The following is a 21,883-nucleotide window of genomic DNA, read 5'->3' as shown; positions in this document are numbered from 1 at the left end:
CGTGAGAAAAAGGTCTGACGGTTGCGCCTCCACCACCACCACGGCGCGACAACATTATAGCCGAAGAGAAGGCGGGGCGGGAGCGGAAATCCAGTCGGATCTCCGCTTGCTGCCGTGACGCCTTGCCCGCGATCAGCGGGCGAAGGGATCGACCTCGTGAACGATGGCGGCGGCTTCGCCGTCATATTCGCCGGCGGGCATGACGCCGATGGTGCCATCGCCGGCCTGGAAGATGACGATCGAGACCATGAGGGTGGTGGCGAGGCTGAAGGCGAAGGCGTGAGCTTGCTTGAGGGACATGTGACCGGCTCCTGTCTTGGAGGCGGGAGACCATCTCCCGCGCGACAGGCGCCCGATGTGTCCGGCCGATGGCCGCAATCACCGCGAAGGCGAAGCTGGAGCGGCGGCATGCTCGCATAGCCGACCCTTTACGGGTTGAAGGCGTCAGGCCAGCGGCTGGACCAAGGATCAGCGCAATGGAAGCGGGAGATGGTTTTCCGCCATGACCGGGGCCACAATGGAATTTCCCGTTCAATGCTTTCACGCCCTAGCATCGCCGCCGTACTCCCAGTCGTGATGCTGCCGACACGGGCCGGTATGGTCATGCAAAGCGCAACAGCCGAAGAGAACGCCCGTGCCGAAGCTTCCCAAGAAGTCCGATTTCCCCGTCAGCCAGGTCCGGCGCTATCTGGAGCCGGGCCCGATCGTGCTGGTGTCGTCAAAGTGGAAGGGCGCGACCAACATCATGACGCTTGGCTGGCACACGATCCTGGAGTTTTCGCCGTCGCTTGTCGGCCTGATGATCTCCGGCGGTAATCACAGCCACCGCATGATCCGCGAAAGCCGGGAATGCGTGATCAACCTGCCGACGACGGCGCTGACCGATACCGTGGTCGGGATCGGCAACATCTCAGGGGCCGAGATCGACAAGAATGCCAAGTTCAATTTCTCGGCGGAAGTTGCGAGCGAGGTCGATGCGCCGCTGATCGGCGAATGCCATGCCAACTTCGAATGCCGCCTTTACGACGATGCGTTGGTCGAGAAGTACAATTTCTTCATCTTCGAAGTGGTGAACGCGCATGTCGCCGCATCGCCAAAACATCCCGAGACGCTGCACTACACCGGCGATGGCGTGTTCGTGGTGTCCGGCAAGGTCATCAGCCGCAGATCGCTGTTCCGGCCCGCGATGTTGTGAGAGGGGCGCTTACGCGCCGCCTCCCTTCGGGCGGAAGTCAAACAGCGGGATGCCGAGCTTCTTCGCCTTGTCGGCGAGGTTGTCCTGGATGCCGGTGCCGGGGAAGACGATGACCCCGATCGGCAGGACGTCCAGCATCTGATCGTTGCGCTTGAACGGTGCGGCCTTGGCGTGTTTCGTCCAGTCGGGGGCGAAGCCGACCTGCGGCACCTTGCGGGCGTCGGCCCATTTGGCCGCGATCTTCTCGGCGCCCTTCGGCGACTTGCCATGCAGCAGCACCATGTCGGGATGTTTGGCGTGGACCTGATCGAGCTTGGCCCAGATCAGGTGGTGATCGTTGAAGTCGAGCCCGCCGGTGAAGGCGATCTTCGGACCGGCGGGGAGCAGCACCTGATTGTCCGCGCGCTTCTTCGCGGCGAGGAAGTCCCTGCTGTCGATCATCGCGGAGGTCAGGTTGCGATGGTTGACCATCGACCCGCTGCGCGGTCGCCAGTTCGAGCCGGTGTGGCGCTCATAATGTTCGGCGGCCTGGTCGCGCATCAGCTCGAAGGCGTTGCGGCGTTCGATCATGGTCTGGCCCTCGGCCGTCAGGCGTTCCAGCTCGACGGCCTTCACTTCGCTGCCATCCTGTTCGCGCTGGCCGCGGCGCTGCGCCTGCTCGTTGTCGTCCAGCTCGCGCTCGATCCGGTCGGTAGCCCGGTGGAAGACGTTGACTGTCGACCAGAGGAGATCGTCAAGGTCGGGCTCGAGGCGAGTGTCCTCCAGGGTGGCGATCAGGGCGTCGAAGATGTCGGCGATGGCGCCGGCGACATGGTCGCCCTCCGGAAGCGGTCGTGGATCGGGTTCATCCGTGAAGGGACGGTAGCCGTAAAGCTGGAGTTCGCTGAGGACATGGTCGGTGGGTGAAGAGGCGTGCTGCGGTTCGTAGTCGTCGTGCTCGCTCATTGGGATGCTCCGTCGGTTCGACCGCGACCCTCGCGGCCTTCATGGCGACGAAAGCCGGCGGGCGGGCCAGACCTGCATCCGCAGCGAAGCGGAGGGCCGGAGCACAGCGGAGGATGACGAAGGCGGGCTATTTTGCCTCGCGATGGAAAGCGGCCTGCGGCCGCGCCGGAAAATAGTCCGCCGTAGGCATTGCGGGTCCGGGCCGTTTGCTGGCCGATCGCCCTCTCGAAGGCCGAGGGCGCGGTTCTCTCCGACATCAAGATCATCCGAGCGATGCCGGCGACGGCGCTCCCGCCGCCTGCATTCTCCTGTCAGCCTATGCCGCAAGCTGCATGAAGCGTGCGACGTCCTGTGGCGCGATCTGCACCCGGATCGCTGCCCGGAGGTTGTCCAGACCAGCAAAGCGGAGATCCTCGTTGAAGTCACCCAGGCTTGGCGACACCACGACCGCCTCGATCCCGGCCGCGTTCGCGCGTTCGATCAACGTCGCCATCGCACCGACGCCGGCCGGATCGTTGTCGCGGGCGATGTAGAGCCGGCGCAGCGTGTCGGGGAACAGGATGGCCGAGAGATGTGCCGCCGAGAGCGCCGCCGCCATCGGCATGTTGGGCAACGCCATCCTGAGCGACAACATCGTCTCGATACCTTCGCCCGCCGCCATCACCTCGCCCGCCACGCCGAAGCGAACGGCATGCCCGAGGAGGTCGCCCATCGCCCGTCTCGGCGTGTCGATCGGAGCCTTGTCCGAGCCGTCGGGAGTGAGCCAGGTGCGATGCACGCCGGTCTGACGCCCGTCGAGATCGGTGACCGATGCAATCATCGCCGGCCAGGTCTCGGTCGGGGAATATTCGTCGGGCCGGTAATAGCAGCGGGGATGGAAGCGAAGGCTTCCGGTTCCGTGCAACTCCGTAATGCCGCGTGTGCGGAGATACGTCTTTACGAGTGTGCCCGAAATCGGCTGCGCCATAGCAAAGAGCCGCCGTGCCGCTTCCGGTGACCCTGATGGCGCCGGTGACTTGCGCTCGCCACCATGCGGACGGTCCGGTTCGGGATGTGGCATCGACAGGAAGGTGCGCGCCTCATCGGCGACGTCCTTGAAGTCGACCAGGCCGCAGGTTTCGCGGATGACATCGAGGAGATCGCCATGCTCGCCGGTGGCGGCGTCGGTCCATTTGCCGGCGGCGCCCTTGCCGGTTTCGCCGCCCTTCAGCCGCACGAACATCGAGCGGCCCGGCGTATTGCGCACATCGCCGACCAGCCAGTAGCGGCCCTCGCGATGGCCGGAGGTCAGGTAATGGCGGCACACCACCTCGGCCTGTCGGCCAAGACGGATCGCCAACTCGGAGGCATCGTGCCGTGCCATCACGCTGCCTCCCGCTCGCCAATGCGCTCGACCGGATAGCGCTCCAGCACCTTGGCCAGGATCGCGGTGCCGGTCGCATCGGTCGGCACGAACATCCGAAGCTTCCAGGAGATGATCTCGTGAAACAGGCCATAGGCACGCAGACGATCGCGCATGGCGTCGGTGAAGCCGGACAGCTCGATGCGGTTGGCGCCCATGACCCGGACGCGGCGGAGCTGAAGCCCATCGGAAAGGTCGAGGATGGTCTTGCCATCCATCAGCGCCGCGAAGGCGTCGTCGGGCGTCAGGGTCGATGTGCCGGTGGCGAGCGCGCCGGCGACCCAGGCGGGGGAGACCCGGCGGCCGACGATGCGCTCGCCGTCGTCGGTCTGGAGCCGATACACCCGCGTTGACTCGTTCGGCAGTCGCTTCCAAATCGGCAGCAACAGCCCGCTGACGATGTGGATGGTGCTGTCGGCATATTCCGGCACCTCGGCCAACTCAGCATCCCACGCCGCGATGAAGCTCGCCCGATCGGCCTCGACCCAATGGGTCTCGTCCATCATCTTGATGGGGACGTTGTGCGCCTCCATCGGCCGGATCAGCCGGACACGGCGTTCGATCTCGCCATCGTCCAGCATGATGCTGGTGGTCGGGATCCGCACGGCGGTGCGACCCGAGCGCTCGTTGACCAACAGCCTCGCGCGTGAGTCGTCGAGATGGTCGAGCGCCTCGGCCAGCGTCACCGGCCGGTTGCGCTGGCGTTGGGTGATGGTCAGCAGCCTGGCTTCCGCCCCGGTGCTGGGATGGACATGGATGGTCCGGCGATCGGTGACGATGAAGCTCTCGGCCTGCAGGGTCTCCAGCCCGACGTCATAGCTGCCCGACGCGATGGCGCCTTCGATCTTGGCGTTCAGCAACCGCTCGAACGCCGTGAATAGGACGCCCTGCAGTTCGATGGTCAGCGCCAGCAGCCGGTTGAGGAAGGTGGTGATTGGCGGCAGCTCGTCCTTGATGCCGGTGGAATCGGTGAGCGACAGGCCGGTGGCGTCCTCGAACATCTGGAGCGAGCAGCCGTCCACCTTGCCCCGCACCAGCAGCAAATAGAGCTGCCGCAGCGCGTCGCGGGCATAGTGGCTTTCGAGATTGTCCTCGGGCCGGAACAGCCCTTGGCCGCCCGTCTGGCGCTGGCCGCGCGTGATCGCACCCAGGGTGTCGAGCCGGCGGGCGATGGTCGACAGGAAGCGCTTTTCCGCCTTTACGTCCGTCGAGATCGGCCGGAACAGCGGCGGCTGCGCCTGGTTGGTCCGGTTGGTGCGGCCCAGGCCCTGAATGGCGGCGTCGGCCTTCCAGCCCGGCTCCAGGAGATAGTGGACGCGCAGCCGCTGGTTTCGCGCCGACAGATCGGCGTGATAGCTGCGCCCGGTGCCGCCGGCGGCGGAGAAGATCAGGATACGCTTCTGATCGTCCATGAAGCCTTGCGTCTCGGCGAGGTTGGCCGACCCGGCACGGTTCTCGACGGCGAGGCGATCGATACCGCCGGGGCTGATCTTGCGGACGATGCGGCGCGAGCGTCCGGTCACCTCCGCCACGATATCGGTGCCGAAGCGCTGGACGATCTGGTCGAGCGCGCCGGGGACCGGCGGCAGCGAGGCCAGCGTCTCGATCAAACGGTCGCGGCGGGCGACGGCGTCGCGGCTCTCGACGGGTTGACCGTCGCGAAACACGGGCCGCGACGACAGATTGCCCTCGGTGTCGGTGAAGGGCTCGTAGAGCTGCACCGGGAAGGAATGGGCGAGATAATCCAGAACGTATTCGCGAGGGGTGATGTCCACCCGGACGTCGTTCCATTCCTCGGTCGGGATCTCCGCAAGGCGGCGCTCCATCAGGGCCTCGCCGGTCGATACGATCTGGATCACGGCGGCATGGCCTTCGGCCAGGTCCTGCTCGATCGAGCGGATCAAAGTCGGCGTCTTCATCGAGGTCAGGAGGTGGCCGAAGAAGCGCTGCTTGGCGGATTCGAACGCCGAGCGGGCGGCCGACTTGGCCTGCCGGTTCAGCGTTCCGCTGTCGCCGGTGATGTTGGCGGCCTGCATCGCCGCGTCGAGATTGTTATGGATGACGGCGAACGCCCCGGCATAGGCGTCATAGAGGCGTGTCTGCTCGGGCGTAAGCTGGTGTTCGACCAGCTCGTATTCGACGCCGTCGTAGGAGAGCGACCGTGCCGTGTAAAGCCCGAGCGAGCGCAGGTCGCGGGCCAGCACTTCCATCGCCGCGACGCCGCCGTCTTCTATCGCCTCGACGAATTCGGCGCGGGTCGAGAACGGGAAATCCTCGCCGCCCCAGAGGCCGAGGCGCTGGGCATAGGCGAGATTGTGGACCGTGGTCGCGCCGGTCGCCGAGACATAGACGATGCGCGCGTTCGGCAGGGCGTGCTGGAGGCGCAGGCCCGCACGGCCCTGCTGCGAAGCAGCGACATCGCCGCGTTCGCCCCTGCCGCCTGCGGCGTTCTGCATGGCGTGGCTCTCGTCGAAGATGATCACTCCATCGAAATCGGAGCCCAACCATTCGACGATCTGCTTGACGCGGGAAAGCCGCTCGCCGCGATCGTCGGACCGTAGCGTGGCGTAGGTGGAGAATAGGACACCCTCCGACAGGCGGATGTCCTTGCCCTGCGGGAAGCGCGACAGTGGCGTGACCAGCAAACGCTCCATGCCGAGGGCCGACCAGTCGCGCTGCGCGTCCTCCAGTAACTTGTCGGATTTGGAGATCCACACAGCCTTGCGACGGCCCTGCATCCAATTGTCGAGGATGATGCCGGCCGACTGGCGGCCCTTGCCGGCGCCGGTCCCGTCACCGAGCATGAAACCTCGCCGGAAGCGCACGGCGTTGGGCGCATCGTCGGGCGCCGCCGAGACCATGTCGAAAGTCTCGTCGAGCGTCCACGAGCCTGCGAGGAAGTCGGAATGCGCCTCGCCGGCGTAGATGACGGTTTCGAGCTGCGCGTCGGAGAGAAGACCGTCAGTGACGATGTTGGCGGGCAGTCGGGGTCGATAGCTCGGCTTCGGCGGCGCGACCGAGGCCATCGCCACCGATTGGACGAGCTTGGTCGGATGAGCCTGAGCGCCGGGAATACGGATCGCCTGCAATCCGTATTCTTCATAGATCGCGTCGGTGATCCGACCATCTTCGGCGGGCGTCCAGTCCACGGTGTCATAGGCGAGTTCGACACCCTCGGGCTCGGCGACGACGCGGGCCGGCGATGAGGCGGCGGCGCGGGTGACGTAGCCGCGAACGGTCCGCGGAGCCTGCGCAGACGAAGCCGTGGCGACGGCCACGGCCGGATCGATAGGCAGCCGCGCGGGGACGTGTTCGCCGATCCAGCCGATGAGCGTCGCAACGTCGGGCGCGACGCCAGGCGGAGCCGGAAACACTGCTGCATCATCGGCCGGGGCCTTGTCGATGACGGTCAGGCGGGTGTCGATGGTCGTGCCGTGCTTGGCATAGACGGCCCCGTCGATCGCGGCGGTGAAGACGATCCGACCCTGTTCCTGCAGGCGGGAGAATGCTGCTCGCCATGCCGGCGCGTCGGGCGCGAGGCTCGCCCCGGTGATCGTCACCAAGCGGCCGCCGTCGGCCAGGCGAGCAAGCGCCGAGGCGACATGGCGATAGGCGGCGTCGGCCATCCGGCCCGTCACGTTCGCCATCACCGAGAACGGCGGGTTCATCAGGATGACGCTGGGCACGATGCCCGCGTCGAGATGATCGTCGATCTGGGCTGCGTCGAAGCGGGTGACGGGAATGGCCGGAAAGAGGTGGGACAGAAGATCGGCCCGGGTGTCGGCCAGCTCGTTCAGGACGAGCGCGCCCCCGGCGATCTCCGCCAGGACAGCGAGAAGGCCCGTGCCGGCGGACGGCTCCAGCACGCGATCGGCTGGTGTGATAGCCGCAGCGGTTAGCGCGGCGACGCCGAGCGGGAGTGGCGTCGAGAACTGCTGGAAGGACTGGCTTTCCTCCGATCGCCGCGTGTGGGTGGGAAGAAGGCTGGCGATCTTCACCAGCATCGGCAGGGCAGCAGCCGGAGACCCGGCTTTGCGTAAAAGCGCGTTTCCGTATTTGCGGAGGAACAGGACCGTCGCGACTTCGCAAGCCTCGTAGGCGGACTTCCAGTCCCAGGCGCCCGTCGTGTCGGAGGCGCCAAACGCCGCCTCCATGGCGGTGCGCAGGATCGGCGCATCGATGCGCTGGCCGAATTCGAGATGAGGAAGCAGTAGCTGCGCGGCTTGGAAAATCGCGGCAGAAGGATCGGGGAGATGGCCGAGGGGAAGCGGCGCGGCGAGCGGAGCTGCCGCGGATACAGGGATCGTCGTCATCGGAAGGACCTCGGAGAGCGGATCGGGACGAACCGGCGGCGCTCTCTCTCGACCGGACCGGCTCGAACCCGTCCCGGCCGTCCTCTCACTCTGGCGCGGGCATGAAGGAAGGTGCGGGGCGGCCGAAACCGCCCCGCAAGCCCATCATTCGGCGGCGATGAGGTGACGTTCGTCGTCCTCGCCGTCTGCAGGGGGCGCTTCCTCGTCGGCGCTGAGAAAGTCCGGCAGCTCGGCGCCGTCGTCCATCCCAGCGACGGCGTCCGGTGCAGGATCGCCTGCGAGGTCAGCAAGTCGAAGCGGCTCGGGAAGCCAGTCGGTGTCGGCCAGCAGACGCTCGGCTTCCTTGGCCATGTCACCCTTCTTCAGGTGGTCGATGAGCTGCGCCGACGCTTCGCCCTTGGCTTCCCGTACCGCTTCGAGGATGCGGGGCTTGGTCACCCGGCTGAGATAGTTGTCGACGGTCGGGCGCCATCCCGCGTCCGCCATGTCGAGACCGACGGCGCGCGCGATCCGGTCGGCTTGCTCCAGGCGACGTTCGAGTCCGTGCTGAGAGATGCCGGAGCCGCCATAACGATCGACCTTCTCGGAGAGCGCATTGACGCCGTAGGAGACGCAATGCGCCAGCAGGGCGGTCCGACTAGCGTCGTCGAGATCGACCAGCCAGTCCCACAGGACATCCTCGTCCTGCGGGATGTCGGCCTCCCAGCCTTCCTGCCGTTCCGCCACCGACTTGGCGGACGTGCTGTCCTTCAGGTCGGCGGCCTGGGCGGAGAAGAAGACGTGGCGGACCGACACCTCCAGGCACCCGCCAGAAGACGAGGTCCGGTGGAAAGTGTCGAGCACCAGCTTGTGCAGCAGCGCCGTGATCGCGACGTGCGGGTTGCCGGCGAGCGCATCCCGCAGAGCGAGGGTGCGGTGGGCCGTCAGTTCGCTGACCAAGCGTTCGGGCAGCGGCTTGATGACATCGTCCTCCTCATCCTCCGGTTCGGGCTTGCCGCCGATGGTGATGACCGCCCGCATCGGCCGCGCGTCCGGCGCGTCGCCTTCGGTTTCGCCCTCGCCGCCGGTTTCACGCTCGATGGGCGCCTCGTCCTCGGGGCGGACATAGCCGCGCTCGATGGTCAGTCGGCCCGAACTGTCGATGCTGACAAAGGCGCCGGCGCGCGCGATCTCGGCCGGATCGTAGACGGTCGACCGGTTCTGGAAGGCGGCGATCGCGGTCTCGATTTCCTCGAGCCGCAGATCGACCGCCTCCGGCAGGTCCTCGCCATCGTCATGCTCGGCGTAGAGCTGATCCAGCTCTTCGGTGAGGGCCTCGTATGCGGCCTGCTCGCCGGCGGAGAGTTCGGGGCGTTCGCCCGCGATCCGGCGCAGGCCAGTGGTGTGGCCGTAGGGAAAGTCCAGCGCGGCTTCGATCCAGCGCCAGCCCTCGGCCGCGATCTCCTCGGCCGCTGCGCCGAGCTTCGCGGTGGCGAGGCTGTCGAGCAGCGCCGGATCCTGCAGCCACCCGCCATCGTCGACCTGGAACAGGTCGCGCAGCGTTGCGCCGCCGGCCGCCTCATAGGCTTCGACCCCGACGAACTGCGCACGGCGATCGGAGGCGCGCACGGCACCCTCGGTCAGCATGCGGCGGATCTCATAGGGCTGGCGGCTGTAGGATCGCTGGATGGTCTCCCACACCTCCATCTGCCGCGCATGGTCGTGCGACACCGTGAAGGCCATGAGCTGGTCAAGCGCGATGCCGTCCTCGGCATAGACCTCGAGCAGCGCCGGGGCGACCGAGGCGAGCCGCAGGCGCTGACGGACCACGGCCGGGGTGACGTAGAAGCGGGCGGCGATATCCTCCTCGCCGATGCCGCGCCCGATCAGCGCCTGGAAGGCCTTGAACTGATCGAGCGGATGTAGTGCTTCGCGGTGGACGTTCTCGGCGAGGCTGTCTTCCTCGGCCGGGATCGCAGAGGCCGCGTCGCGGACGTTGCAGGGCACTGGTGCGGTCTTGGCGAGACGCTTGGCCTTGACCAGCAATTCGAGCGCCCGGAACCGGCGACCGCCGGCCGGGACCTCGAAGATCCCGGTTTCCACGCCGTCGCTGTCGAGCACAGGGCGGACGTTGAGGTTCTGAAGAAGACCGCGGTGGCCGATATCCTCGGCCAGTTCCGGGATCGAGACGCCGGCCTTGGTCTTGCGGACGTTGGCCTGGCTCAGGATGAGCTTGTTGAAGGGGATGTCGCGACGCTCGCCAAGGGACGCGATCTTCTGAACGGCGGTTGCCATGTCGGGATACTCCACGACGGGCGGCCGAGAGACTCTCTCTCAACCTCCAACCCGTCACGAAGCGAAGCGCCGCCCTCTTCCTCTAAAGGGGGCAGCGCAACGGACCGGCGAACCAGAAAGGCACGGAAGCGCAAAGCCGGAGATACGGAAAACCGCATCCCCGGCTTCGCGGAAATCAGGCGGCTCGATCGAGCAGCTTCTTCGCCTTGCCCTCCATGTCGAGGCGGGCGTCCTGATGGGGCTTGTCGCGCGCGACGGCGGTGATGCCCTGCACGAAATCGAAGATGCTCTCGGGCGGGCGACCTTCCTCGGACAGCACCGTGTCGATGATCTTGCCGGTGTCGGCTTTCGAGAAGCCGCGACGGCGCAGGAACTCGGTGCGATCCTCGTCGGTCTTCGCCACGATCCGTTCGCGCGCCGCCTTGATGCCGTTGACGAAAGGCAGCGGCGAGGAATTGGCGAAGTTCGCCAGCGCTGGCGCCGCCTCATGAGCGAAGCGGTTGGCGGCATATTTGGAATGGCGGATGGTGATCTCCTCGAAATCCTCCACGCCCCAGAGATTTCGATTCTGGCAGACGGCGCGGAGGTAGAAGCTCGCCATGCCGAGCGTCTTGGCGCCGACCTCGGAGTTCCAGCAGTAGAAGCCCCGGAAGTAGAGATCCGGCGAGCCGTCCGGCAGACGGCCGGCCTCGATCGGGTTCAGGTCATCGACGAGGAAGAGGAAGACGTCGCGGTCTGAAGCAAAGAGCGTCGTGGTGTCCTTGGTGATGTCGACGCGCGGATTGTAGATGCCGGTCGACCAGTCGAGCACGCCGGGCACTTTCCATCGTGTGTCGCCAGTACCGTTGCCGGCAATGCGCTGCACGGCCTCAACCAGCTCATGATCGTAGATGCGGCCGTAATCCGGGCCGGTGACGGCGCGCAGTTCGACACGGCCGTTATCGGTTTCCAGCGTCTTGATCTGCTCCGCCCGATTGGACGTCAGGCCATATTGCAGGTTGATCGCGGCGAGCGGCGCGGGAAGCTGACGCAGATAGGCTGCCGGCGCGCCGACCAGGCTGGCGAGCTGACCGAAGCTCCAATGGGTCGGAGCGATGGGCGAATCCGTGCCCGGCAGGATCAACGCCAGCCGTTCCGGGTCGCTGCGGTTCGCCTCGACATGGATGAGCGCGCTCTCCACGACGCGCGTCTGGCTGTGGTCGGCGCGGTCGCGAACGGAATGTGCCAACTCGGACAGCGACAGATATCGCTCGTCGGCCGGGCGCGAGAACCATTCAGACGAGACGCGGCCGACCCGCTCGCCGCGGCTGACATCCACCTTGTAACCGCCGGTCGTGTCGCGGCGCGCATCGAGAACTTGCATGTTCATGGGACCAATCTCCACGACGGGCGCGGGAGCCTCTCCCACCTATTCACCCGTCACGAAAATCGGTCCGCACTCTCACTCTCAAGGGGGCGTTGCGGGGAGACCCCGCAGAAGGGGTCGTCCGAGACCGCAGGGCTCGGACGCAGGGGAAGGCGTTCCCCTCCCGGTGCGGATGTTGCAGGTTATTCGAAGATCAGTCGTCGCTCTTTGGTCTCGGTGTCCGTTTGAGGCGAACGCGTTTCGGCAGATCTCCGCTGGCCAAAACTTGCCCCACAGGATCACGGCTGATGTCAGCGATTTCCTGCAGATGAGCAAGAAAGCCAAGAGCATGCATGACTGCGGCATAGATGCCGATACTCACGCCGGTATCGCCAGCTTCGACGCGTTGGAGTGTGGATCGGGATGTGAATGCGCGCTCCGCGACGACCGCCATCGGCAAGCGACGTCGCCGGCGGGCATCCCGTAGGTCGGCCCCCAGCTTGCGCAAAGCGCGTCTGACCCCGACAGATGGGTAGTGTGGTGTAGGCATCCGATATCTTCGTGCGACGTTATCCTCTTTAATGTAGCACGAAGATGACGTGAGGTGTCATCGCTTCCTGCCTCCAACGGTTTGGCTCGAACTGCGACAGCCTCTTTGATCTGGCACCTTTCCTCGCCATACGAAGAATGATACAAATCCTCGGATAATAGCTCCTATGTTCCGAGTTTCCGTATCGTGCCAACATCCATGTCCCAACGCCAGATTGCCCATACCGTACTGACCGCGCGCGGAATTTCGCGCCTGGCGGAGCTGCGCGAGGCGGGCGTAACGGCCGCCACTATGAGCCGCATGGAACGCGACGGCGAGGTGCTTCGGCTCGCGCGAGGACTTTATCAACTTTCCGATGCGCCCCTCGACGTCCACCACAGTCTCGCAGAGGCCGCCAAACGGGTCCCCAAAGGCGTGGTTTGCCTCGTTTCGGCCCTGGCTTTTCATGGTCTGACGGATCAGCTCCCGAGGCAGGTTTGGCTCGCCGTGGGTCAGAAGGACTGGTCCCCGAAACCCGAAGGCACGCCTATTCGGCTGGTACGTTTTACAGATCGTCTACTGACGGAGGGTGTTGAAACGCACGCTGTCGAGGGGGTGGCCGTGAAGGTCTTCGGCGTCGCAAAGACGCTCGCCGATTGCTTCCGATATCGGAACAAGATTGGCCTGTCCGTGGCGATCGAAGGCCTTCAGGAAGCGCTGCGCCAGCGCAAGACGACGCCGGGCGAGATTGCCAGGCAGGCTGAGCGAGGAACGGTCGCCACGGTCATTCGGCCCTATCTCGAGGCGCTGACCGCTAATGGCTAAGGAGATCAAGAATATCGGCGCCTCGGTTCGCGCCCGCCTGCTGCAGGTCTCCAAGGCGAGCGGCCAGACCTTCGATCTTGTCCTGACCCGCTTCGCGCTGGAGCGGCTGCTCTTCCGGCTCAGCCAGTCACCCCACGCCGACCGCTTCGTGCTGAAGGGCGCGATGCTGATGATGAGTTGGTTCGATGACCCGCACCGCGGCACGCGTGACCTTGATCTGCTGGGCTTCGGCGATCCGAGCGCGGAGCCGATGCTGGCGACTTTTCGGGAGATCCTCGCGCAGGGTGCTGCCGACGGCGTGGAGTTCGACGTCGATGCGCTCCGTGTAGATCGAATCCGCGAGGAACTGGAGTATGGCGGCCTGCGACTGCGGACAACAGCATCGATCGGCGGCGCCCGGATCAGTCTGACGATCGACATCGGCTTTGGCGATGCGGTGGAGCCTGGCGCCGAAGAGCTGGACTATCCTTCCATGCTGGACTTTCCCATGCCCCGGCTGCGTGGCTACGCGCGGGAAACCGTCATTGCCGAGAAATTCCAGGCGATGGTGGCGCTGGGGCGGGCGAATAGCCGGATGAAGGACTTCTACGACATCTGGATTCTCAGCCGCTCCTTCACCTTTGGCAACGATAGGCTGGCACGCGCGATCGCGGCGACCTTCGCGCGACGCGAGACGCCGATTCCTGAAGGCCTGCCTGATGCGTTGACATCGGCTTTCGCTGCGGACGAGCAGAAGCAGCGGCAATGGCGCGCCTTCGTCAAAGACGTTGCGCACGATCCGGGCGATCTCGCTAACGTCGTAGGTGACATAGCCGAATTCCTGATGCCCCATGCCGCCTCAGCGAGGTCGGACCAATGAGCGGTGTCATTTCCACCGTTGAGTTGTGGAGGGCAGACGAGCCAGTTGCTCCGGCAAGATATTTTAGCCATCAAATGACGAGCGGAGCTAGCTGCCAAGCGCGCCGCGGTTTAAAGAAAAAGAAAATGCTCTGTGAATACAGGCTTAAGACTTGGGGGAGGCAATAAGCCCGTGGACGTATTTTCTCTGAACAAGAGCCTATTGGCGCAATATACTGGATTTGCCCGTTCCTTTACGCGGATACGTTCGTCGGAAATTTTGGAGAAGGTGACCGATCTCTACGCCGGGCGCCGTTTCTGGCCTGAACCTATGCTTCAGCTGAATCCTCACTATGAAGGTGGCGGCTCGGTCCTAAGCCTTGTTGGCCCAAAAGGGCTGATCGATGATTGCGCTGAGATATTCCGGGACTCACGCGCCGCTGCCGACGCCTCCGACCAGACTCTGAAGTTGCGCCGCCACCAGGAGCAGGCAATCGGCCTTGCTCTGGACGGAAAGAGCTTCGTCGTCACGACCGGCACCGGTTCGGGTAAGTCTCTTTGCTTCTTCATTCCGATTGTTGATGCGGTTGTTAAGGCGAAGCGGGCTGGCGAGGCTGCTCGGACCCGAGCGGTAGTCATCTATCCGATGAACGCCTTGGCCAATAGTCAGCTTGAGGAACTGAAGAAATTTCTCGCAGATCAGAACCATCCAGTGCCCGTGACCTTCGCTCGATACACCGGCCAGGAGAATTCCGAGGAACGCGAGCGGATAAAGAACAATCCGCCGGATATTCTGCTCACCAATTTTATGATGCTTGAGCTTCTGATGACGCGGCAGTCAGATCTTGACCGACGTGTCGTGGAAAATTGTAGCGGCCTTCGGTTCATTGTTCTTGATGAACTACATACGTACCGAGGGCGCCAAGGGGCAGATGTTGCGATGCTGATGCGCCGCCTGCGGGCGCGTGTGGGCGATCCCCAACATCCGCCGATTTGCATTGGCACATCGGCAACAATGGCCAGCGAAGGCGGCGAAGAAGATCGCAACCAGGTTGTTGCTGATGTCGCGTCCCGCTTATTTGGGACAAACATCGGCCGAGACGCGATCGTTACAGAAACCTTGCGCCGCGCGACGGATCCAGATCGATCCGCTGACAGAGGGCTATCTCGACTGAGTGACGCTGTAGTCAGCGCGGCTTCAGGTGCGCCTTATGACGGTAAATCAAATGGTGAGATCGCTCGTGATGATCTTGCTATCTGGGTAGAGACCAGGCTCGGCCTTCGAGATGTAGACCAGAAGCCGCGGCGGGCGCGCTCGCTGTCGCTAAAGGCTGCGGCGGTCCTACTATCTGGTGAATCCGGCGAAGCGGTCGAGACGTGCGAGCTGGCATTAAAAAACGCGCTACTGGCGTTTAGCTTACCGGAGAAACTCCGAGGCTGTAGCGACGGCGGTGACGAGCCTCTTTTCGCGTTTAAGCTACATCAATTTATTTCAGGCGCAGGTCGTCTGTACACGACCCTCGATCCCTCGGGTTCGCGCACGGTCACATTTGATGGACAAATCTTCGATCCGGAAAATCCGGCAAAAAGGCTATATAGCGCTCATTTCTGCCGACGGTGCGGGCAGGAAAACCACCCCGTCACGCTGGTCGACGACAATGGCGTAAAGTCATTTGAGAAGCGTGAGATCGATGATGTCCCTCTCAACGACGACGAAGAGCCTGAGGGCATCGTTGAGCGCTGGGGCTTCCTCATGCCCGAGCCCGTCGATGGTGAGTTCACGTTCCAGGGTCGGGACGAGGACTATCCCGAGGCTTGGCTTGAAGAAACAAAATCGGGGGAATTGCGGTTAAAAGCGACATACCGCAAGACGAGGGCTGAGCTTGTATCGGTGCTTCCGGACGGTACCTGCGGCAATGGTGGCCAACGAGCCTGGTTCATGCCGGGTAAGTTCAAATTTTGTCCGGCATGCGGTGAGCACCACAGCGATTCAACCCGCGACATCAACCGGCTCGCCGCCTTGAGCGCCGAGGGGCGCAGTTCGGCGACAACCATAATCATCGCGGCCATCCTCCGCTGGATGAGCGATACGGAAAACTCCATCGCGGCGACGACGCGCAAGCTCTTGGCCTTCACTGACAACCGACAGGATGCCGCCCTTCAGGCCGGGCATTTCAACGACTTTCTATTCGTCACGCTGCTTCGGGGCGCAGTCCTGGCCGCAGTTTCGGAAGCCGGTGACGAAGGGTTGCAAGAGGACGAGGTCGGGAAGGCGATCCAGCGCATGTTGGGCTTCGTGGCATCCAATGTATCTCGGCGAACCGAGTGGTTGGTGGAGCCGGATCTTAAGGGGGCCAATCTGCTGGCCGCCGAAAAGGTGATCCGTGAATCGCTGACGCATCGATTCTGGATCGATCAACGGCGGGGGTGGCGTTACACGAATCCCAACCTCGAGCAGCTTGGATTGATCGAGGCACGCTACATTTCCCTCGATGACCTCGCGCATGACGACAAGGAATTTGAAAACTACCCGCTGTTGCGAGCGGCTTCAGCTCTCGAACGTCAGGCGGCGCTTCGGGTGCTGCTGGACGTGATGCGCAAGGGCTTGGCGGTCGAATGTGATGCGCTGGATCGACTGAAGATCGAAAGCCTCGCCGGTCGAATGCGGAGCGTGATCAAAGCCCCATGGATATTGGACGAGGAGCGCTTCCTGGCCGCCCCGGTGTTCATGCCGAAGCCGCCCACCCGACGTGAGATGTCCCCAAAGGACGAAGAGTTGATTCTTCGAGGCAGCCCGACCAGTACGGTCGGCCGGCAATTTCGGTCGATGACCTTCGGTGGCAGACGGCCAACCGGCAAGCAGATCACGGAAATCGTGGAAGGATTGTTGAAGGCGGCAAGTCGTTACGGGCTGGCGACACAGGTCGTCTCTCCTGTTGGCGGAGATGGTTGGCGTCTTGTGCCGTCATCGATCGCCTTTGCGCTATCTGCAAATCAAACTCCGGATCGAGACAATCCATTTTTCCGCGGTCTGTACGGACATATCGCAACGCTTCTGGCCGACGGCGGCGAGGCAATCTTTGGCTTCGAAGGCCGAGAGCATACGGCTCAGGTTGAGGGCGATCTACGAGAGATCCGCGAGGCTCGCTTTCGTTATGGCGCAGATGACCAGAAACTTCTGATCGACCAAGCCGAACGACTGAAGGAGCTTCGAGAAGATAGCCGTTTCCTGCCAACCTTGTTTTGCTCGCCAACCATGGAGCTCGGCGTCGATATCTCCGCGATGAACGTCGTTTACATGCGGAATGTACCCCCAACGCCAGCAAACTACGCTCAGCGCGGAGGGCGCGCGGGTCGCAGCGGCCAGGCAGCCTTGATCGTCACGTATTGCGCGGCACAAAGTCCGCATGACCAATACTTCTTCCAGCGGCCAAGCGCGATGGTCGATGGCGTGGTGCTCCCGCCGTCCATCGATCTGAAAAATCCTGAACTTGTCGAAAGCCATCTTCACGCGGAGTGGCTGGCTGCCAGCGGAGCGGCATTGTCGGCTTCGATCGCCGATAACCTCGACATGACGGTCTCCGGCAAGCCTCTCTTGCCGCATCAGTGGAACCGAGTGTCTGCTGATGAGGCAAAGAGTGCCGGTGCAAAGCGCGTGGCGGCTGTTCTGTCGGCTGTCGCTGATGACTATGGCGCCACGCCGCCGGATTGGTTTGTTGGTGTTGATGCCAATACAAATAGCGTCGTTGCTGCCGCGCCTCAACGCCTTGCGGATACCTTTAACCGGTGGAGGGATTTGTTGGCTGCGGCCGAACGGCAGGTAGAGGACGCGGCACGTACTTTAAAGGACTATTCGATCTCACCGCAGGAACGCCGTGCCGCGGAGACACGGCAAGCGGCTGGAAACACCCAGATCAAGCTTTTGCTACGAGGGGCGGAGGGCCAAGGCTCTGATTTCTACGTCTACCGATATCTGGCAACGGAAGGCTTCTTACCTGGCTATAATTTCCCGCGACTTCCCATTATGGCATTCGTGCCAGGTGATCAGGGCGGAAAAGGTCAGCGGTATATTCAGCGTGCACGTTTTCTGGCGATCGCCGAATTCGGGCCAGGCAGCCTTGTCTATCACGAGGGGCGTGCCTATCGGGTCGATCGCGCCCTGTTGAAGGACGTTGGTGGCGGGCAAGATGGATTGCTCCCGACATTCAGCACGGCAATTTGTGCGGCTTGCGGTGCCGCCCATGACGGGGAGCCGCCAGAACGCTGCCACGTATGTAACAGCGCTCTAAATAAATCGAACATAACGAAGCAGCTTCATCGAATCGAGAATGTCGGTACGCGTCAGGTAGAGCGGATAACTGCCAACGACGAGGAACGCCGTCGCCAAGGCTATGAACTTCAGACTACCTTCTCCTTTCGAGACGCGAGCGACGTCAGATCCCGGGTGTTTGAAGATTCAGAGGGGCATTTGTTCTCGGCGGAATTTGCACCTGCAGCACAGGTCCGTCGTATCAATCGGGGACTCCGCCGCCGCAAGGACATCAATGAGATCGGGTTTTTAATCGATCCGAAGAGCGGCTATTGGGCAAGCGCTAGCCGAGCGAAGGACGCGGAAGAAGGATCGCCGATCAATAGTCGGCAACCCATCACCCCGGTTGTTGAGGACCGGAAGAACGCGTTGCTCATTCGGTTTCCTGCTCCTTGGTTAGCCGATGCTAGCGACGAAGCGGAGGCAATAATTGCTACGATTCAGCATGCCTTTGCCCGTGGTATCGAGGCCATCTACCAGCTGGAAGAAGGCGAAATCCAGGGGGAGCCGACCCCATCAAGAAAGGATCGCCGAGCGCTGTTATTTTACGAGGCTGCAGAGGGCGGCGCCGGGGTCTTGTCCAGGTTGGTTGAGGATGGCAGTGCCTTTCGCGCCGTCGCGAAGAAGGCGCTCGAGATAATGCACTATGCTTCCGGGAGCCTCTCAGCCGCCGCGGTCAATGGACCGAAGGCACTCGAGAATGTTGAGGACTCTCACTGCGTAGCGGGCTGCTATCGCTGTTTGTTGTCCTACTTCAATCAGCCCGATCATGAATTGATCGATCGTCGGCGTGAACCCGTGCTGCAGATGCTCATCCGGCTTTCTTTCGCTGAGATGCGCTATTCCGCCCCCACCTCACAGTTGCAAACGCCTCTGGAAGGTTGCCCTCCGCCTGACGCAGAACCCATTGAGATTGGCGGTTACCGGCTCACAATGATCTGGCGTGTGGCGAGGGTTGCCGCTGCCGAGCAGGGGAGCGCTCCCGCCACGCTAAGCGACAATCTTGCCGAAAAAGGGATCGAACTTTTCCTTTTGCCGGCCGACATCGCCGCTCGCCAGGAATCGATTTCCAAGCTTGCCATTGCGCTCGGAGGCAAGCCGTCATGAGTACCGCGACGAATTTTGCGCCAGGGGAACTGGTCCATGCGCGGGGCAGAGAATGGATCGTCCTGAGCAGCGGTGACTCGTTGCGGATCCGCCCCTTGACGGGATCGGAACATGAGGCTGAAACCGTAATCCCGGAGCTCGAGGCGGAGCCGATCCGGTACGCATCTTTCGACGCTCCGGAAATTGGGCACGTGGGCGGACGCGAAGCGGCGCAGCTCATGCGGGACGCTCTCAGACTTTCGCTGCGTCGTGGGGCAGGCCCGTTTCGTGGCGCCGGGCGGATAAACTTCGAACCGCGAGCCTATCAGCTAGCGCCGTTGATGATGGCGCTGCGACAGGAAACGGCACGCCTCTTGATCGCCGATGATGTTGGCGTCGGCAAGACCATCGAGGCCGGCCTTATCCTTCGCGAGTATATTGATCGGGGCGAGATCGACCGTTTCTCAATTCTCTGCCCTCCACACCTTGTCGATCAGTGGGCTACAGAGCTTGAGACCAAGTTCGCCATTACGGTGACGGCAGTGACCGCGTCGTCGGCGGCTCGTCTCGAACGTGACTTGCCTAACACGATCAGCGTTTTTGAGGCTTACCCGTTTACGGTGGTCAGCTTGGATTTCATCAAGAGCCAGCGCCGCTTCAATGACTTTCTGCGGGCCTGTCCTGAAATGGTTGTCGTCGATGAAGCGCATGCCGCGGTGACCGGGACCAAAGCTCGCCACCAGCGATTTGAGCTCCTCCAGAAGCTGGCCGCCGACAAGTCCCGGCACCTCTTGCTGCTGACCGCCACACCCCATTCTGGCGACGAAGACGCGTTTCATAACCTTCTCGGACTGCTCGACGCCGATTTCGCGCGATTGCGCGATGTGACGGGTGACGAGGCCCGAACGCTCCGTGAGCGGCTGGCGGGCTATTTCATCCAGCGGCGGCGGCGTGACATCGACGCGTGGCGCGAGCCAGGCCTTTTCCCGCAGCGCGAGGTTACGGAGCTCAAGTACCGCCTGTCTGGCGACTACGAGCGCTTCTATGGCGCCATCCTCGACTATTGCGCCGAAGTTGTAGCGGCCGAAGAAGGCGAACTGCGGCAGCGGCTCGCATTCTGGGGAACACTTGCGTTGATGCGGTGCGTGGGATCAAGTCCATCAGCAGCGGCCCGAGCGCTTCGAACGCGTGCCGTGCTTGATGCCGATGAGGCGGAAGCCGATTTGATCGCGGCGCGGGCGATTGACGAGGAGGACGTGACCGAGGACGATTTAGAACCCGGTGCGGCCATCGAGGACGATCGCCTTCTCCATCTTATTTCTCAGGCGGACACGCTGGCAGCGAATCCGCTGCGAGACCCGAAGTTCTTGATCTTAAAAACAGCGATCCAGAGCCTCGTGAAAGATGGATTTTCGCCGGTCGTGTTTTGCCGCTTTATCGCCACTGCAGAAGCGGTCGGGACTGCATTGGCAACCGCCTTCAAGGATCATACGGTCGAGGTCGTGACGGGTTCCCTCCCGCCCGAAGAGCGTGAAGAGCGTGTTGGAACTCTTGGTGAGTTCGAGAAGCGCCTACTTGTCGCCACCGACTGCCTTTCAGAGGGCGTCAACCTTCAAGGGCATTTCGACGCTGTCGTCCATTACGATCTTTCCTGGAATCCCACGCGTCACCAACAACGCGAGGGCCGCGTTGACCGGTTTGGCCAGAAGCGTGAGACCGTCAGGACGATCTTGATCTATGGCGAAAACAATCCTGTCGACGGAGCCGTCCTCGACGTGATCCTCCGGAAGGCGCGCGCTATCGAGAAGCAGACAGGTGTCCAGGTTCCCATGCCGGATGAGGGCGGGAGTCTCACCAAGGCACTGATGTCTGCGGTTCTGTTGCGCGCGCGCGAACGCAGCCAGTTATCGTTCGATTTTGACATGACCAACACTCAGGAGGCGCAAGATATCGATATTGCTTGGTCGAATGCGTCGGAGAGGGAGAGAAAATCCCGCACCATTTTTGCGCAGAACAGCCTTAAGCCGGAAGAGGTCGCGTCAGAATGGGAGGCAACTCAACGTGCGCTGGGCGGCTTCGCGGACGCGGAGCGTTTTGTGTCGCGAGCAATGATGCGTCTCGGCGCTCCCTTGGTGTCACTGCCCAGCGGCGGGTTCTCCGCGCCCTTGTATTTGGCGCCCGACGCACTCAAAGAGCGGTTCCAAACGGAAGGGCTGCTCGACGAGTCGACCTCACCAAAGCCGTTAAGGGTTGCCTTTGAAGCTCGTCCCCGATCGGGGTTCCTGTCTGTTCACCGCGCGCATCCTTTGCCTGGTGTGCTTGCGGAGAGCTTCCTTGAGAAGGCACTGGACAACCGGGGCCCTCAGGACGACCCATCAACTCTGCCCCGTTGCGGGGCATGGGAATCTGAAGCCGTCGAAAGCGTTGTCACGTTGTTGCTCCTTCGCATTCGGCATCGCATCGATTCTCGCGGGCGACTGGGGCCGCAATTCGCGATGGCTGAGGAAGCCGCTTCCGTCGCGTTCGATGCACTGACGGGCATCCGCGTCAGTGCTGGAGAGGAGGCATTCGCGCTTCTTGAGGCAGCAAGCGCGAACGTGCCAGATCGCGTGCGTGACGCGCAGCTCCAGCGAGCCAAGCTCCAACTGACATCGCTCGAACCTGCACTCAAGGCGTATGCATCAGAACGCGCCATGGCGCTTGCGGCCGACCATAGTCGCGTTCGGCAGGCGTTGGGCTCAAGAGCGGGTGTCCGGGTCGAGGCGGTGACGCCGGTCGACATCATCGGCCTCTATGTTTTGATGCCCCGGATCTGAGGACGGA

General features: G+C 63.0%; 12 protein-coding genes. 5 read left to right on the top strand and 7 right to left on the bottom strand.

Annotated elements, in window-relative coordinates; translation table 11 throughout:
- Positions 1 to 132 precede the first annotated feature (132 nt).
- The gene (locus tag CO731_RS29115) at positions 133 to 300 is read right to left on the bottom strand and encodes a hypothetical protein (RefSeq protein WP_188345455.1); all 168 of its coding nucleotides are present in this window, start codon (positions 298 to 300) and stop codon (positions 133 to 135) included.
- A 334-nt stretch (positions 301 to 634) separates the two neighbouring features.
- Here CO731_RS29115 and CO731_RS23440 point away from each other — a divergent pair, with 334 nt between their 5' ends.
- Positions 635 to 1,195, top strand: a complete 561-nt coding sequence (locus CO731_RS23440) for a flavin reductase family protein (protein ID WP_108609050.1) — start codon at positions 635 to 637, stop codon at positions 1,193 to 1,195.
- Between the two features lie 9 nt (positions 1,196 to 1,204).
- On the opposite strand, the gene CO731_RS23435 is transcribed toward CO731_RS23440, so the two are convergent.
- The 6 genes from CO731_RS23435 to CO731_RS23410 form a co-directional block, all read right to left on the bottom strand.
- Positions 1,205 to 2,140 (bottom strand): DUF2493 domain-containing protein, encoded by a 936-nt coding sequence (locus CO731_RS23435; RefSeq protein WP_108609049.1) that lies wholly within the window; start codon positions 2,138 to 2,140, stop codon positions 1,205 to 1,207.
- Between the two features lie 316 nt (positions 2,141 to 2,456).
- Positions 2,457 to 3,503 carry a toprim domain-containing protein gene (locus CO731_RS23430; RefSeq protein ID WP_108609048.1) on the bottom strand — a complete coding sequence of 349 codons (1,047 nt, stop codon included), beginning with the start codon at positions 3,501 to 3,503 and terminating at the stop codon, positions 2,457 to 2,459.
- Positions 3,503 to 7,855: a strawberry notch family protein gene (locus CO731_RS23425; protein ID WP_108609047.1), complete on the bottom strand. Its 4,353-nt coding sequence runs from the start codon at positions 7,853 to 7,855 to the stop codon at positions 3,503 to 3,505. Before CO731_RS23425 ends, CO731_RS23430 begins: the two co-directional genes overlap by 1 nt.
- Before the next feature lie 144 nt (positions 7,856 to 7,999).
- Entirely contained in the window at positions 8,000 to 10,129 is a 2,130-nt protein-coding gene (locus CO731_RS23420) for a ParB/RepB/Spo0J family partition protein (protein WP_108609046.1), read from the bottom strand.
- A gap of 175 nt (positions 10,130 to 10,304) precedes the next feature.
- Positions 10,305 to 11,498: a DUF932 domain-containing protein gene (locus CO731_RS23415; protein WP_108679466.1), complete on the bottom strand. Its 1,194-nt coding sequence runs from the start codon at positions 11,496 to 11,498 to the stop codon at positions 10,305 to 10,307.
- 190 nt (positions 11,499 to 11,688) lie between these two features.
- Complete coding sequence (locus tag CO731_RS23410) at positions 11,689 to 12,024, bottom strand: helix-turn-helix domain-containing protein (RefSeq protein ID WP_108609044.1); 336 nt, start codon at positions 12,022 to 12,024, stop codon at positions 11,689 to 11,691.
- 198 nt (positions 12,025 to 12,222) lie between these two features.
- Between CO731_RS23410 and CO731_RS23405 the strand changes: the two genes are divergently transcribed.
- The 4 genes from CO731_RS23405 (at position 12,223) to CO731_RS23390 (ending at position 21,876) form a co-directional block, all read left to right on the top strand.
- Complete coding sequence (locus tag CO731_RS23405) at positions 12,223 to 12,828, top strand: type IV toxin-antitoxin system AbiEi family antitoxin domain-containing protein (protein ID WP_245439498.1); 606 nt, start codon at positions 12,223 to 12,225, stop codon at positions 12,826 to 12,828.
- A complete protein-coding gene (locus CO731_RS23400) occupies positions 12,821 to 13,687 on the top strand; it encodes a nucleotidyl transferase AbiEii/AbiGii toxin family protein (RefSeq protein WP_108609042.1) in 867 nt (288 codons plus the stop codon). The genes CO731_RS23405 and CO731_RS23400 overlap by 8 nt, the downstream gene beginning before the upstream one ends.
- A gap of 171 nt (positions 13,688 to 13,858) precedes the next feature.
- Positions 13,859 to 19,081, top strand: coding sequence for a DEAD/DEAH box helicase (locus CO731_RS23395; RefSeq protein ID WP_159091691.1), 5,223 nt, complete (start codon positions 13,859 to 13,861; stop codon positions 19,079 to 19,081).
- Positions 19,078 to 21,876 carry a DEAD/DEAH box helicase gene (locus CO731_RS23390; RefSeq protein WP_108609040.1) on the top strand — a complete coding sequence of 933 codons (2,799 nt, stop codon included), beginning with the start codon at positions 19,078 to 19,080 and terminating at the stop codon, positions 21,874 to 21,876. Before CO731_RS23395 ends, CO731_RS23390 begins: the two co-directional genes overlap by 4 nt.
- Positions 21,877 to 21,883: the final 7 nt, after the last annotated feature.

Source organism: Aminobacter sp. MSH1 (assembly GCF_003071665.1).
Taxonomy (GTDB): Bacteria; Pseudomonadota; Alphaproteobacteria; order Rhizobiales; family Rhizobiaceae; genus Aminobacter; species Aminobacter niigataensis.
Note: the sequence above shows the minus strand (reverse complement) of the source record. Positions and strands in the feature narration are given on the sequence as shown.

Excerpts from the sequence above, each read along its gene's own strand:
- CO731_RS29115 (WP_188345455.1), bottom strand. The coding sequence starts at position 300 with ATGTCCCTCAAGCAAGCTCACGCCTTCGCCTTCAGCCTCGCCACCACC.
- CO731_RS23435 (WP_108609049.1), bottom strand. The coding sequence starts at position 2,140 with ATGAGCGAGCACGACGACTACGAACCGCAGCACGCCTCTTCACCCACC.
- CO731_RS23430 (WP_108609048.1), bottom strand. The coding sequence starts at position 3,503 with ATGGCACGGCACGATGCCTCCGAGTTGGCGATCCGTCTTGGCCGACAG.
- CO731_RS23425 (WP_108609047.1), bottom strand. The coding sequence starts at position 7,855 with ATGACGACGATCCCTGTATCCGCGGCAGCTCCGCTCGCCGCGCCGCTT.
- CO731_RS23420 (WP_108609046.1), bottom strand. The coding sequence starts at position 10,129 with ATGGCAACCGCCGTTCAGAAGATCGCGTCCCTTGGCGAGCGTCGCGAC.
- CO731_RS23415 (WP_108679466.1), bottom strand. The coding sequence starts at position 11,498 with ATGAACATGCAAGTTCTCGATGCGCGCCGCGACACGACCGGCGGTTAC.
- CO731_RS23410 (WP_108609044.1), bottom strand. The coding sequence starts at position 12,024 with ATGCCTACACCACACTACCCATCTGTCGGGGTCAGACGCGCTTTGCGC.
- CO731_RS23405 (WP_245439498.1), top strand. The coding sequence starts at position 12,223 with ATGTCCCAACGCCAGATTGCCCATACCGTACTGACCGCGCGCGGAATT.
- CO731_RS23400 (WP_108609042.1), top strand. The coding sequence starts at position 12,821 with ATGGCTAAGGAGATCAAGAATATCGGCGCCTCGGTTCGCGCCCGCCTG.
- CO731_RS23390 (WP_108609040.1), top strand. The coding sequence starts at position 19,078 with ATGAGTACCGCGACGAATTTTGCGCCAGGGGAACTGGTCCATGCGCGG.